The 13,731-nt window shown below is 48.1% G+C and carries 12 protein-coding genes; 11 read left to right on the plus strand and 1 reads right to left on the minus strand.

What is annotated here, in order from left to right; genetic code table 11:
* Window positions 1-10: 10 nt before the first annotated feature.
* Window positions 11-1,246 carry a zf-HC2 domain-containing protein gene (locus GCU39_RS02805; RefSeq protein ID WP_193726743.1) on the plus strand — a complete coding sequence of 412 codons (1,236 nt, stop codon included), beginning with the start codon at window positions 11-13 and terminating at the stop codon, window positions 1,244-1,246.
* 298 nt (window positions 1,247-1,544) lie between these two features.
* Window positions 1,545-2,570 carry a DNA polymerase III subunit delta gene (holA, locus tag GCU39_RS02810; RefSeq protein ID WP_152392116.1) on the plus strand — a complete coding sequence of 342 codons (1,026 nt, stop codon included), beginning with the start codon at window positions 1,545-1,547 and terminating at the stop codon, window positions 2,568-2,570.
* A gap of 56 nt (window positions 2,571-2,626) precedes the next feature.
* Here holA and rpsT read toward each other — a convergent pair whose 3' ends face one another.
* Window positions 2,627-2,899, minus strand: a complete 273-nt coding sequence (gene rpsT, locus GCU39_RS02815) for a 30S ribosomal protein S20 (protein WP_018756772.1) — start codon at window positions 2,897-2,899, stop codon at window positions 2,627-2,629.
* Window positions 2,900-3,089: 190 nt separating this feature from the next.
* Here rpsT and gpr point away from each other — a divergent pair, with 190 nt between their 5' ends.
* From gpr to GCU39_RS02860, 9 genes are all read left to right on the plus strand, one after another.
* Complete coding sequence (gene gpr, locus GCU39_RS02820) at window positions 3,090-4,097, plus strand: GPR endopeptidase (protein WP_152392117.1); 1,008 nt, start codon at window positions 3,090-3,092, stop codon at window positions 4,095-4,097.
* Window positions 4,098-4,454: 357 nt separating this feature from the next.
* Entirely contained in the window at window positions 4,455-5,723 is a 1,269-nt protein-coding gene (gene spoIIP / locus GCU39_RS02825) for a stage II sporulation protein P (RefSeq protein WP_152392118.1), read from the plus strand.
* Between the two features lie 23 nt (window positions 5,724-5,746).
* Window positions 5,747-6,160, plus strand: a complete 414-nt coding sequence (locus tag GCU39_RS02830; protein ID WP_152392119.1) for a DUF3679 domain-containing protein — start codon at window positions 5,747-5,749, stop codon at window positions 6,158-6,160.
* A gap of 88 nt (window positions 6,161-6,248) precedes the next feature.
* On the plus strand, window positions 6,249-8,063 hold the full coding sequence (lepA, locus tag GCU39_RS02835) for a translation elongation factor 4 (protein WP_152392120.1): 1,815 nt from the start codon (window positions 6,249-6,251) through the stop codon (window positions 8,061-8,063).
* Window positions 8,064-8,143: 80 nt separating this feature from the next.
* Window positions 8,144-9,322: a radical SAM family heme chaperone HemW gene (hemW, locus tag GCU39_RS02840; protein WP_152392121.1), complete on the plus strand. Its 1,179-nt coding sequence runs from the start codon at window positions 8,144-8,146 to the stop codon at window positions 9,320-9,322.
* 145 nt (window positions 9,323-9,467) lie between these two features.
* Window positions 9,468-9,929 carry an N-acetyltransferase gene (locus GCU39_RS02845; RefSeq protein WP_152392122.1) on the plus strand — a complete coding sequence of 154 codons (462 nt, stop codon included), beginning with the start codon at window positions 9,468-9,470 and terminating at the stop codon, window positions 9,927-9,929.
* A gap of 253 nt (window positions 9,930-10,182) precedes the next feature.
* Window positions 10,183-10,962: a hypothetical protein gene (locus GCU39_RS02850; RefSeq protein ID WP_152392123.1), complete on the plus strand. Its 780-nt coding sequence runs from the start codon at window positions 10,183-10,185 to the stop codon at window positions 10,960-10,962.
* A gap of 160 nt (window positions 10,963-11,122) precedes the next feature.
* Window positions 11,123-12,154 carry a heat-inducible transcriptional repressor HrcA gene (gene hrcA / locus GCU39_RS02855; protein WP_152392124.1) on the plus strand — a complete coding sequence of 344 codons (1,032 nt, stop codon included), beginning with the start codon at window positions 11,123-11,125 and terminating at the stop codon, window positions 12,152-12,154.
* Between the two features lie 45 nt (window positions 12,155-12,199).
* Complete coding sequence (locus tag GCU39_RS02860) at window positions 12,200-13,714, plus strand: TCP-1/cpn60 chaperonin family protein (protein ID WP_152392125.1); 1,515 nt, start codon at window positions 12,200-12,202, stop codon at window positions 13,712-13,714.
* The last annotated feature ends 17 nt before the right edge of the window (window positions 13,715-13,731 follow it).

A 13,731-nucleotide genomic window follows, 5' to 3' on the forward strand; every position in this document is an offset into this window, starting at 1 on the left:
GATGGAATTAATGAATAGATATTTGGATGCTGATCTTAATGAGTTGGAATCCACTCACCTGATGGAACATCTGAAGCAATGTTCGGATTGTTCCGAAATGTTCGAACGCCTGAGACACCTATCTGCTGAACTCGAGAATATGCCGAAAGTTATGCCGAAGTATAGTCTTGTCGATGCCATCATGCCACAGCTTGACCAAATTGATCGAGAACGTGAACATCAAATGATGCCAGAGAAATCGCAGAAGGTTGTTCCGATGAAGCCGCGTTTCTGGGAACGTCTCTCCTTCCGGTCTATTGGCGGCGTAGTTGCAGCCGGCATTATCGTAGGACTATTTATGGTTACGTATAAGCCGGATACCGCTCAACAAGCAGACATGGAGTTAATGAGTTCACAAGAATCAGCGGCAGTGGATAAGAAGGTCGAGATGCAGATCGATGCGTCGTCTCCTTCAACCAGCCAAGTTCCAACGGGATCAGCCGAGCAAGCTGTCCCCCAAGATGACGTGACGGGTACCGAGAAAAAGGATGCGGAGAATCCGGACGCCCGATCTGCAGATGCTGCTTCGAAGGAAGAGCCGACAGTTGCTGGCACCAAATCGGGAACGACAGGTGACGCGTCAAAAGCTCATCAAGGCAATACGGATTCTACCGGCGGTACGTCTGGTAATCAGGGGATAGCTGATACGAAGCCCGCTGTGGGATCCAAATCAGGCAATGACAGCTCTAATACAGGTGATTTGGCGAACCCGACGCCTCCAACGAAACAAGATCAAGATCAACAGGGTCAACAGGGTACGGGCGGTGACTCGCAGCGCAATGATGGGGGTACATCCAGTAATGCAAACCTTGAGGAAGGACAGCCCGTGACGGTGGAGATTGAAACGGGTGAGCCACGCAGCTTGAAATCCGATGGGGGAGATCAAGGCTTAACTTCGTTCTTGGCCGTCGACGAATATGACACGGCGAATCCGGATTCCCGCGTGGAGGCGACCACATCGAACGGCGCATTCCGAGCCGTATTTGAGAAGAACAAGTTCGTCATATACAATGCCAAGAACAAAGAGCTTTATACACAGAAGCTCCTAGACGGCGTATTCGCAAACCCGGTGTGGGCGAAGGACAATAAAACGTTAACCTATACGTTTACCCCTCGCAAAGCAGACGGTCAATTGGGTGAGGAACAAGTGGTACAAGTTAAAGTGAAAGAAAAAGAGAAAGAAAAAACCAAGAAGTCCAAATCATAATTTTTATTCGAATTGTATGCACACATTGCTGCGGCCGCCGTATACTATACCATGAAGTCTGCGGCGCCCCTTGCGTCGTATGACCGTTCGCTAAGAAGAACCGGACTTCTTCGCGAATGTTTATATAGATGCTGTGGGACAGAGGGATTATGCTGATGGTTCAGTGTAATCCCTTTGTTGTTGTGCGGCGAATCGGAATGAGGTCATTTCCTTTGCGAGGGATGGCCTTTTTTGATAGTATAGATTTTATAAGTTTTCGGGGTTATATTGTTGCTAGCCTTGCAGAGGGGGAACGGGCTTGGATGCCAAAACAGCATTAAGAGATATTCACAAAGGTAATATACAGCCGGTTTATGTCTGCTACGGGACCGAAAAATATAGAATGGAAGAGTTCGTCCAGACGCTTACGAAACAACTCATTGAAGAAGAGCATCGAGATTTTGCGCTCAGCAAATACGATCTTGGCGAAGTGCCAATTGATACGGTGATCGATGAAGCGCAAACGTTGCCTTTTCTCGTTCCGCGTAAACTGATTGTCGTACGCGATCCTTCCATCTTTATGGCTGGAGGGAAAGAATCTGGGAAAATTGAGCATCGCGTTGAGCATTTGATGGCTTATCTGAGTAGTCCTGCCGAATACAGCGTCATTGTCTTCATGATTCAAGGTGAGAAGCTGGACGAGCGGAAAAAAGTAGTGAAGACGGTGAAGGAAAAGGGAGCTGTCATTTCATTCATGCCTCTCAGTGCGGAGGAGCTGCTGAAATGGGTGGAGAAGGAAGCGGAGAAGAATGGAGCTCAGATGGCTCCACAAGTCGCTGAATTACTCGTGAATCATGCAGGAACGCATCTGCAGACGTTAGCGGCGGAGATTCGTAAGTTAAGTCTCTATGTAGGAACAGGGGGAACAATTGAAGCACAGGTCGTAAGAGAACTGGTCGTTCGGAATACTGAGCAGAACATCTTCGCACTCATCGAGGAGATCGCGAACCTTCGCGTGGACCGTGCGTTATCGATTCTCTACGATCTGCTGAAGCAGCGGGAAGAGCCGATCAAGATCATCGCGCTCATCGCCAGACAGTTCCGCATTATGCTGCAGGTGAAAGAACTGACGAGACAGAGCTATTCCGCTCAACAGATTGCTTCCCAGGTAGGTCTGCATCCTTATGCGGTCAAGTTAGCGAGCGAACAAGCTCGGAAGTTCGAGGCGCAGCGGCTTGCTGCAATCTTATCCAGCATTGCGGAATTGGATTATGAGATTAAGACAGGCCGAAGAGATAAGGTACTTGGCCTAGAATTATTCCTGCTGCGTCTTGCTGCATCGTAATAAAACACAAAAAAGTCCTTGAGAATAAATTCTCGAGGACTTTTTTCTTCGCTTCCTTACGCTTGTGCGGAAAGAGCGTTTAATTTTTTCGCTAAGCGAGATTTCTTACGAGCTGCTGCATTTTTATGGATTAAGCCTTTAGTTACAGCTTTGTCCAGCTTTTTGGAAGCAACTTGAATTGCACTTTTAGCAGCTTCAACTTCGTTACCAGCTACAGCTACATCAGCAGCTTTAACAGCTGTACGAAGAGCGGATTTTTGAGAAGCGTTAAGTAAACGACGTTTTTCGTTTGTTTTCACACGTTTAACAGCGGATTTAATGTTTGGCATTGCATTCACCTCCTGTAAGGCATCACTACCTACAATAACTAGAATCCAAAAGAGATTCCACAACTTAAAACATTCTATCATGCAGGTTATTAAAAATCAAGGAAAGAATCCAGGCTTGTCTTACAGCGGGTTGAATAATCGAAGCGTGCAACTCGCACACTAGGGGAAATACCTACAGAGGAGAATATCGATGAACGATAATTTAGACTTGCAGCAATACTCCGTGCGAACCGATCTGGCTTTAGAAGCAAAGGAAATGGCTGCGGCCACGCATGGTTCTCAAATTCCCGGCGTGCTTGAACAAATCGAAGAAGATCGCGGAATCAAAGTGACACGTATCGATGTCGAGAGCGAAGCGGGTGCAAGGGTGCTTGGACGTGTGCAAGGCCATTATATTACGCTTGAAGTACCTGAGCTTCGGAATAAAGATACCGATCTTCAGGATCGTGTCGCGACGAAGTTCGCTCAAGAGTTCGCTGCCTTTCTGACGAAGCTTGGGATCAAGGAGATGGACAAGGTGTTGATCGTGGGTCTCGGTAACTGGAACGTTACGCCGGACTCCCTCGGGCCGCTTGTCGTCGAGAATACCATGATTACGAGGCATTACTTTGAATTAACACCGGATCAAGTGAGTCCAGGATACCGACCTGTGAGTGCGGTCGCACCAGGCGTGCTCGGGATCACAGGAATCGAATCGAGCGAGATTGTTCAAGGGATTATCGATAAAATCAAACCGGATCTGGTAATTGCGATCGATGCACTGGCCTCGAAGGCGCTCGAACGCGTCAATACGACCATTCAAATTGCTGACATCGGCATTCACCCGGGATCTGGCATTGGCAATAAACGAAGAGGGTTAACGAAAGAAATTCTTGGCATTCCGTGCATCGCTATAGGTGTGCCAACAGTCTGCTATGCATCCACCATCGTGAACAATGCGATTGAGATGATGCGTGCGCATTTCCAACAGGAGACGAATAAGACGAAGGAAATCATGGGCATGCTCGATGATATCCCTGAGAACGACCGCTTGATGCTCGTGAAGGAAGTATTGCAGCCACTGGGGCATGATCTCATCGTCACACCGAAGGAAATCGATGAATTCATCGAGGATATCGCGAATATTATCGCCAGCGGATTGAACGCAGCGCTGCACCAAGCTGTGGATATGGACAACGTTGGGGCATATACGCACTAAGCCCCTCCTCCCCTTCCCTCCTCCCCTCTCCAAAATCGAATCCCTCCGATTGCAAAAGGGGGGGAGGTATAGGTTGAAAGCCTTTGAAATGAATATGAAAGGGGGAGGGGGCATCTCACGGAGGAGTTTACGTCCGCTCTTTGGTAGCCATTTGCATCCTTGTGTCTAATCAAAAAGCAAATGGCGGACAAGAAGCGGCAGGAGTGAGACGCCCCTTCCCTGCAATCCATTCATTTCTATTAGTCTTTCATATTTCCCCCTCTCTACTTTTTCAAACCTATGGATTCGATTTTGGTTCTACTTGCTAGATTCTCCTCATAGGCTTAAGTATCGCTAGATTTACAGGAGGAGATATGAATGAAGACCACCACATTTCAGACGATACATATTCCTAAACTAAAGCGGCGGATGATGCAGATGCTCGTCACGGGCAGAACGTTTGCGGTCCTAACCATTTGCTCGATGCTCTTTTTTATATTGCTAGGACTTGGAACGATGCTGCATAAGCAGGTCAATACGTCGCCAAGCACTTCCATGAAGGGATTTGCCGCAGCGGTTTCAAGTCACTTCTTTCTGGATATGATAGGAATGGAGATTCCGCATATGAATGTCGCCTCAGAAGAGCCGATTCTATCAAAGCAAAAGATTGGCGCATTTCTGTTCCAAATGCTCACGAATGTGAATCCCATGGATCCCAAGAGCATGTTGTCGCATGAGATGCCTGGACTTGGCCGCGATGATGCCGTTCCGCTGCGTATTGGGGTTGGGAATGACACCATGACAGGTCCGGAAGATTATCATGATGCAGCATTGCCGAAGGATGAGGCGCATCCGAATGATATGCCAACACCGACCGTAGACATTCCGAAGAAAGACGTCCCGACGATCCCGGAGAAAGTTCCAGCGAAGGATACGGATATTGGTAAAGCGGGGAATGATCCCAAGCAAGCAACCTCAGGTAAAAAGGTCGTATTCATCTATCACTCGCACAACAGAGAATCGTGGAATCCCGTCTTAGGGGAGACCGTCAAAGAACCATCGTCTTCGAAAAAAAATATAACACTCGTCGGAGAACGTATGGCGAAAACGCTCGAGAAGCTCGGTGTCGGTACCTTGCATTCGTCGACGGATTATATGACGACAATGAAATCGTACAGTTGGAATTATTCTTATAAATACTCCCGTGCAACGGTGAAAGAAGCTATGGCTCAGAATCAAGAACTGCAATACTTCTTCGATATCCATCGCGATTCGCAGAAGCGCGAGAAGACAACCGTTAGAATCAACGGCAAAGATTATGCACAGGTGTTCTTCATTATTGGCCATGGGAACAAAAACTGGCGTCAGAACGAAGCATTCGCCAGCAAAATTCACGACAAACTTGAAAAGGAATATCCAGGTATATCCCGTGGCGTATGGGGAAAGACATCGGCCAACGGCAATGGGGAATATAATCAATCCCTCTCTCCGAACAGCTTCCTGATTGAAATCGGCGGAGTAGATAATACGCTCGAAGAGAGTTATCGAACAGCAGATGTGCTAGCGCAGCTGATCGCAGATACGTATCGCAATGCAGAGAAAGTGAGCAGTCCTGCGAGCAGCAGCTCGGGGGCGAAGAATAAATAGAAGCACAAAAGGAGGCGTTCTCCATGTCTATTTTTAAGCGGAGAGTATTTGTAATGGTTGCCATGATCGCGGTTGGGGTAATGTTAGGTCTGAATCTCGCTTCATCGGGGATTGAACGAATTCAAGGTCCAGCCGAACTTCAGAATAATCCACCAGCTTGGACGGTTCAGCAGCCGTTAGATACGACGGCACAGGCAGAGGAGGACGCCGCACAGGAGCGAACCGCTAATAAGAAGGTACACGAGGTTCAGCAGACCGTCGTCAAAGACGGTGTTCTGGATGGGGTGCATACCCCTCAGCAGGATGCTACAGCGATGAATAACCGGAAGGAACCCGCAGTAGATCGGTTAGCCAGCACGACGGGAGGCGTCCTCGAATCCGTGTCGCACAAAGGAATTGAATGGGTCGTATCCTTGTTCAGCTCGATTACCAGTTGAGGATTTACCCCCCACCATTGAAGGGTTTTCACACAACTGCTATAATGAGTAAATTGAAAACATTTTGGCTGCGTAGTGGGGGTAAGGAATGACGGACATTCGGGCAAGACAAGAGAAAATTAGAAACTTTAGCATTATCGCACATATCGACCACGGGAAATCAACCCTGGCGGATCGTATCTTGGAATATACAGGCGCGTTAACACAACGCGAAATGCAAGCACAGGTTCTCGACCAAATGGATCTAGAGCGTGAGCGCGGAATCACCATTAAGCTGCAGGCTGTAAGACTCGCTTACAAAGCAGACGACGGCGAGACGTATATTTTGAACCTGATCGACACACCGGGGCACGTCGACTTCACGTATGAAGTGTCGCGCAGTTTGGCGGCATGTGAGGGCGCGTTGCTGGTTGTCGATGCGGCGCAAGGGATTGAAGCACAGACACTCGCTAACGTGTATCTAGCGCTTGATAATAATCTTGAAATTTTGCCGGTGATTAATAAAATTGACTTACCAAGTGCAGATCCAGATCGGGTAAAAGAAGAGATCGAAGAAGTGATCGGCCTTGACGCAAGTGAAGCGGTACATGCTTCTGCAAAGGCTGGTATCGGCATTAAAGAAATTCTGGAGCAAGTGGTGCAGAAGGTCCCGGCACCAACAGGTGATCCGGATCAACCGCTAAGAGCTTTGATTTTCGATTCACATTATGATGCCTATAAAGGCGTTATCGTTTATGTTCGGGTGCTCGATGGGGCCATTCGTGCAGGCTCCAAGATCAAGTTCATGGCGACGGACAAGACCTTCGAAGTCATCGAGGTCGGCGCATTTATGCCTCGGATGGGAATTGTAGATGAGTTATCCGTTGGCGATGTTGGTTTCGTTGTCGCAGGGATTAAGAACGTGAAGGATACACGTGTTGGGGATACTATAACCGATGCGAAGAACCCAGCACCAGAACCATTGCCGGGTTACCGCCGAATCAATCCGATGGTCTATTGCGGACTATACCCGATCGAATCGTCAGATTATACGGACCTGCGCGAAGCGCTTGAGAAGCTGGAGCTGAACGATGCATCGCTTCGATTTGAGCCTGAGACTTCGAGCGCATTAGGATTTGGATTCCGTTGCGGATTCTTGGGACTTCTGCACATGGAGATCATTCAGGAGCGTATTGAGCGTGAATTTAATATTCCACTCATTACAACGGCACCAAGCGTTATCTACCGTGTTACTTTGACGAATGGGGAAGTTATCAATATTGATAATCCATCTAATTATCCAGAAGTTGGGCGTATTGACTTCGTTGAAGAGCCATACGTCAAAGCGGCGATTATCGTACCGAATGACTATGTAGGTGCGATTATGGAGCTATGTCAGGGTAAACGCGGTGAATTTATTAATATGGAATATCTCGATACAAACCGTGTTACGATTACGTATGATATGCCGCTGGCTGAGATCGTCTATGATTTCTTCGATCAACTGAAATCAAGTACGAAAGGGTATGCCTCCTTCGACTATGAAGTTTCTGGCTACCGTAAATCGAACCTGGTGAAGATGGATATCATGTTGAACGGTGAGCAGGTCGATGCCTTGTCCTTCATCGTACACAAAGACCGAGCTTATAATCGCGGACGTATCATTTGTGAGAAGTTGCGCGAGTTGATTCCAAGACAGATGTTTGAGGTACCTATTCAAGCTTCTGTAGGAACTAAGATTGTTGCTCGTGAGACCGTTAAAGCGATGCGTAAGAACGTCCTTGCAAAATGTTACGGGGGCGATATCTCACGTAAACGGAAATTGCTCGACAAACAAAAAGAAGGTAAGAAACGGATGAAGCAAGTCGGCAGCGTTGAAGTGCCGCAGGAAGCGTTCATGGCCGTTCTTCGAATCGACGAATAGCGTTAAGGATGAAGGGGAGCCTCGTGCTTCCCTTTTTGCAAGTTCAAACCAAGTGAGACATGAAAGGAAGGTGAATCAACATGACGATGATTCCCTCAACAGGGGTGCAGCATGCTGCGCCCAAGGCGCTATATATCCACATTCCTTTTTGTACGAATAAATGCTTCTATTGTGATTTCAATTCTTACGTGCTCAAAGGCCAGCCGGTTATGGAATACTTAGAGGCGATGGAAGCAGAGATGGCGCTTACGACGCAGATGCAGCCGCCCGAAATGATTGAGACCATCTTCGTGGGGGGCGGAACACCGACCGTACTAACGCCCGAGCAGATGGACTATTTCCTAGCATCTGTTCATCGCGCTTTTCCACACATGCATCCGAATCTTGAATTCTCTATGGAGGCGAACCCGGGAACGACGGATTTGGAGAAATTAAAGGTGATGCGAGCAGGCGGTGTGAATCGGATCAGCTTCGGTGTGCAATCGTTTAACAATCATCTTTTATCAGAAATCGGTCGTATTCATAATACGGATGATGTCTATCGCAGTATCGAGAACGCGCGTGCGGCAGGATTTGATAATATGTCGATCGATTTGATGTTCGGATTGCCGAACCAGACGCTTGAGATGCTGGATGACAGTATTACGAAGGCACTTGAGCTGGATCTTCCCCATTATTCGATTTACAGCCTGAAGGTGGAAGAGAATACGTTGTTCCATACGATGTATCAGAAGAATCAGCTGCCGCTTCCGGATGAGGATGTGGAGCTCGAGATGTATCTGCTCTTAATGAAGCGAATGAAAGAAGCCGGCTACGAGCAATATGAGATTAGTAATTTCGCGAAGCCCGGGAAAGCCAGTCGGCACAATATGAAATATTGGCTCAATGAGAGCTACTATGGCATCGGCGCCGGGGCGCATGGGTATGTGAATCGTCAGCGACACGTGAATATTAAAGGGGTTCAGGCTTATAACGATGCGGCGCGCAAAGGGCTCCCAAGGCTCGATCAGTTCGCAGTCAGCAGCGAGGAAGCAATGGAAGACTTCATGATGGTGGGTCTTCGTATGATGCAGGGGGTTGCACGTTCACACTTCCGCGAGCAATTCGGTGCGGAGCTGGATGAGGTCTATGCACCCCAGTTGAGCAAGCTGCTTCAAGCAGGACTGATCGAAGCGACAGCAGATGGATATAAGCTGAGCGATCGCGGCGTTCTCTTCGGGAATGATGTTTTCGCCGAATTTATCGACGCCAAATCCTAAGATAAAATATGGCAATTTCCTTCTTGCGTATTTATACCTTGTGATGTATATTTATTCTTATCATGTTAGGAATATATAAATTCAGGGTACATGAATTGTACTTTCCGATGAATTACATCCGGGATGGCGTAAGGGGGAGAACGCGATGCCTGCGGTTTGCAGAAAAGCGACGACAGACGATATAGAGACGTTATATGAATTAATTAAGGGATATGCAGAGAAAGGAATTATGCTGCCGCGTACGCGTGAAATGCTGCTAGATCAGCTGGAGTGGTTCATCGTTGCCGAGATCGAAGGCGATATTGTGGGTTGCGGGTCCCTCTGCAGGTTAGGTCAGGATCTAGTCGAAATCCGGTCACTCGGGATATCGGATGGTCACAAAGGCCAAGGCATCGGCTCGAAGATGGTCGACTATCTAGTAGAAGAAGCACGGCAGCTGGAGATTCCGAAAGTCATGGCGCTGACGTATGAGGCGAAGTTCTTCCAGAAGAACGGATTCGATATCGTGCAGAAAGAAATTTTCCCAGAGAAGGTCTGGAAGGATTGCATCCATTGCAAGAAGCTTCATTGTTGCGATGAGATTGCTGTGTTAAAAATGTTGGGCTAAATATGCCATGGATTGTATGGATATGCATTAAAGAATGAATAAACCAAAAGTTGAAGCTCGGTGACCGTACCTCCATTTCGGAGCGTGGTTACCGAGCTTTTGTTGTGCTTTTGCAACGTTTGACAATATTCAACATTTGCACTTAAAATACTACAAGGAAAATTGTGGAATTGGTGAAAGGTGTTGGATGAAGTGCGCGTGATAAAGACCACACAGAATACGGGCAATTTGGCCACTTCGAAAGGAGGGGGGTATGATGGAATATTCACCTGAGACATTATCTCCACAAGGCAAGAAGCGCAGCTATTACAAGCGACTTCTATGGATTGGCGTGTCGGTATTGATCGTGCTTGGCATCTTCGGTAATCTTTCGCACCGCAAACAGGAAGCCGAGCAGCAGGACAAACGTTTTCAGTCTACTATTGTAGAACTGATGGCCGAAATGACGCAAGGGACGACCATTACGCCTCGCACATTTACGGAGCAGGAATATGGCAAGTACTATGAAGTATTGAAGGCGTTTCAAACGTTCGCTACAGAGATGTCAGTCGCTATCATGGCGAATAATGAATGGATGGAAGAAGCGGTACCGGAAGGATTTTTTACGGAGAAGCTGTTGAAGGATGCGACAGGCTTAGCGGAATACAATGCGCTTGTCGATATGTATGACATACGGATGGACGTTTTTTTCACCCTCCGAAATGAGGCTAGGGACAAACTGCTCGCATCTATACAATATGGTTCCGAGCTGTCTAAGCAGGAGAAGGATGCATTTGTCAAACGATTCATGGCTTCGTATAAACAGGGGGCGAAGAAAACCGAAGAGGGGACGCGTGAATTGATTGCTCACCTCCGTGCTGTCCACGCCCTGCTGCTGCAGGCCGAAGGGCATTATGGTATCGAAGAGGGTGAAATTCAATTTGAAGAGCAGTCTATGGTTGATCAATATCAGAAACATATGGATCGGATCAATGCAATTTCCGAATCGTTTGAATCGAACTTGAACCAAGCATTGGATCAACTGCCCAAGTAGTTGGCTTAAAATTAATAAATGGGCGCGGGCTCGCGCGATAAAGGTACTGAACTGACTTGACAATTATCTTGTCAGTTTGGTATTTTTGTATTATTGGTTAGCACTCAATAGAGAGGAGTGCTAACGAGAGCGGAATCATCGATAAAGGGGAGGGGTTAGCATGTTAACGGAGCGTCAACGAATGATATTGAATGCCATTGTAGATGATTATATTCGTTCTGCCGAGCCCGTAGGGTCCCGTAGTATTTCGAAGCGTGGAGAAGTTTCCTACAGTCCTGCGACGATTCGCAATGAAATGTCTGACTTAGAAGAGCTTGGATTTCTCGAACAGCCGCATACGTCGGCGGGACGGATTCCATCTCACAAGGGTTATCGTTATTATGTTGATCATCTTGTACAGTTTGGCACATTACAGCCGTATGACTTGATGCAGATGAAGAATTTTTTCGCTGAGAAGCTAACGGCAACCGAGCAAGTGATCCAGCATGCCGCGACGATCCTGGCCAATATGACGAATTATACATCGATTGTATTAGGGCCTGAAATGTTCAACACGTCGCTCCGGCACTTTCAATTGCTGCCGCTAACGGAGACGACGGCAGTTGCCATTATCGTAACAAATACAGGGCATGTAGAGAATAAAACGGTGACATTGCCGGAAGGTGTATCGCCATCCGAATTAGAACAGATGGTTCATGTGCTGAATCACAAATTAGCAGGTGTCCCTCTATATAAATTAAAATCACAGCTCTTCAGTGAAGTTGGCGATGAGATGAAGCGCCATGTTAACCAATATGAAGAACTGATGGGCATCGTTGAGAATGTGCTGCAAGGGGAATCGGAGAATCGTGTCTTCTTGAGCGGTGCGACAAATATGCTGACGCAGCCAGAGTTCAAGGATGTTGATAAAGTGAAGACGATTCTGGATTTGCTGGATGAGACACCAACGCTTCTGAAGATGATCTCCTCGACGCAGAACCAGAACGGCATTCAGGTACGAATCGGTACTGAAAATAATCACCAAGCGATTAATAATTGCAGTCTCATCACAGCAACCTATTCGATTGAAGGGCAAGCGGTAGGGACGATTGGAATTCTCGGACCAACGCGAATGGAATATGGGAAAGTGATTGGACTATTGGATTTCTTAAGTAAGAATCTAACTCCCGTTCTTGAACGATGGAATAAATAAGTGGCACAACTCGCGTGGGTGCGGGCGAGAGAGGATCTGTGAAGCATGACGCAAGGCAATTCAAATCTGCTAGAAGGCGATGAACGTCATGCGACGCTCATCAATAATGCGAATGCCATTCGCGCAATATGTTCATCGGTTGAAGGAACGCTCGGTCCAAAAGGATTGGATGCGATGCTGGTCAGCCCCCAGGGCGACGTCATCATTACGAATGACGGCGTGACGATTCTGGAGAAGATGGATGTGACGCATCCTGCAGCGAAACTGCTCATTCAAGTTGCCCGTTCGCAGCAGCGGGTTGTAGGCGATGGTACGACAACGGCGACGGTGCTCGCGGGGGCGCTTGTGCAGGAAGGTGTCGCACAAGTCCTCCGGGGCGTGCCGGCTTCCAAGGTTGTAACAGGGATGCAGCAAGGGATCGCCTGGGTGAAACAGGCGATCGCGCAGCGTGCGATTCGCGTGACAGGGATTGACGATCCATTGCTTCGCCAAACGGCATTCATCGCAGGGCGTGAACAACAGGATATTGTAGACTTGGTGATGGAAGCGGCTGCCCGTGTCGGGCTAGAGCGATTACTGGATCCAGATTACAGCTTGTCTGAGTCCGTATTTGCACATGAGAAGGCAACGAGTGAAGTGTGGCATGGACTGCTGCTGAGACAACAACCGATTTATCGGCATGGGGCTGTTGAACGCAGGCATGCGCGGATTCTGGTCCTGCAAGATGCGTTGGAGCCGGAACAGCTCGATGAGGAGCTTCTCACAACAGAAGCTGGATTCGGCCAATACATGGAGCATCGTGCTCGGTTCATGCAGCAGCTCGAAGGCTTATCCAGATTGGATGTTGCTCTGATTGTGCTGGAGCGGGGGATCCATCCGGATGCCGAACAATTCTGTGCGGATCATAATATGATGGTGGTGCAGCGCGTCAGTCGGGAAGAAATACGGCGGATTTGCAATTCAACCGGAGCTATCCCAATCAAACGTGCTGCATTACATAAGCCGGAGGAGCAGTTGAAGCAGACCCTTGGCTATTCTGAGTATGTAAGGTATGATGAAAGGCTTGAACGCGTGCGTGTTGCTTGTGAATCAGCTGTCTCGATTATTATCGGCGCGAGTACAGCGGAAGTCGTCGGGGAACGTGCAAGAATTGCCGCTGACGCCGCTTCTGCGGTACAGACGGCAGTCCGTGGCGGGATTCTTCCTGGCGGCGGAACGACCGAGCTTGCTGTCTCTTATGAACTAGAGCGATTCCGGGAATCCTTGAGAGGAATGGAATCCTTCGGAGCTGCCGCGGTGTCTGCAGCACTCCGTAAACCGATGTCGCAGATTATTCAGAATGCCGGCTTTAATCCGCTTGAGAAGGTCGAACAAGCAAGGGCCGCGCAGCAGGAATGCGGGACAGACGCAATGGGGATCGACTGCGATACAGGGGCATTCATTGATTATATTCAGCAAGGCATCATAGATCCGGCAAATGTGAAGATCCATGCGATCCATGCGGCAGGTGAAGTTGCTGCTGCGATTCTAAGAATCCATACTGTAATCAAAATGCGATAGTCTATTTAAGGAGGTGA

Source organism: Paenibacillus guangzhouensis, from assembly GCF_009363075.1.
GTDB classification, from domain to species: Bacteria; Bacillota; Bacilli; order Paenibacillales; family Paenibacillaceae; genus Paenibacillus_K; species Paenibacillus_K guangzhouensis.

Excerpts from the sequence above, each read along its gene's own strand:
- GCU39_RS02845 (WP_152392122.1), top strand. The coding sequence starts at position 9,468 with ATGCCTGCGGTTTGCAGAAAAGCGACGACAGACGATATAGAGACGTTA.
- lepA (WP_152392120.1), top strand. The coding sequence starts at position 6,249 with ATGACGGACATTCGGGCAAGACAAGAGAAAATTAGAAACTTTAGCATT.
- rpsT (WP_018756772.1), bottom strand. The coding sequence starts at position 2,899 with ATGCCAAACATTAAATCCGCTGTTAAACGTGTGAAAACAAACGAAAAA.
- GCU39_RS02860 (WP_152392125.1), top strand. The coding sequence starts at position 12,200 with ATGACGCAAGGCAATTCAAATCTGCTAGAAGGCGATGAACGTCATGCG.
- gpr (WP_152392117.1), top strand. The coding sequence starts at position 3,090 with ATGAACGATAATTTAGACTTGCAGCAATACTCCGTGCGAACCGATCTG.
- GCU39_RS02805 (WP_193726743.1), top strand. The coding sequence starts at position 11 with ATGAATAGATATTTGGATGCTGATCTTAATGAGTTGGAATCCACTCAC.
- spoIIP (WP_152392118.1), top strand. The coding sequence starts at position 4,455 with ATGAAGACCACCACATTTCAGACGATACATATTCCTAAACTAAAGCGG.
- GCU39_RS02850 (WP_152392123.1), top strand. The coding sequence starts at position 10,183 with ATGATGGAATATTCACCTGAGACATTATCTCCACAAGGCAAGAAGCGC.
- GCU39_RS02830 (WP_152392119.1), top strand. The coding sequence starts at position 5,747 with ATGTCTATTTTTAAGCGGAGAGTATTTGTAATGGTTGCCATGATCGCG.
- hrcA (WP_152392124.1), top strand. The coding sequence starts at position 11,123 with ATGTTAACGGAGCGTCAACGAATGATATTGAATGCCATTGTAGATGAT.
- hemW (WP_152392121.1), top strand. The coding sequence starts at position 8,144 with ATGACGATGATTCCCTCAACAGGGGTGCAGCATGCTGCGCCCAAGGCG.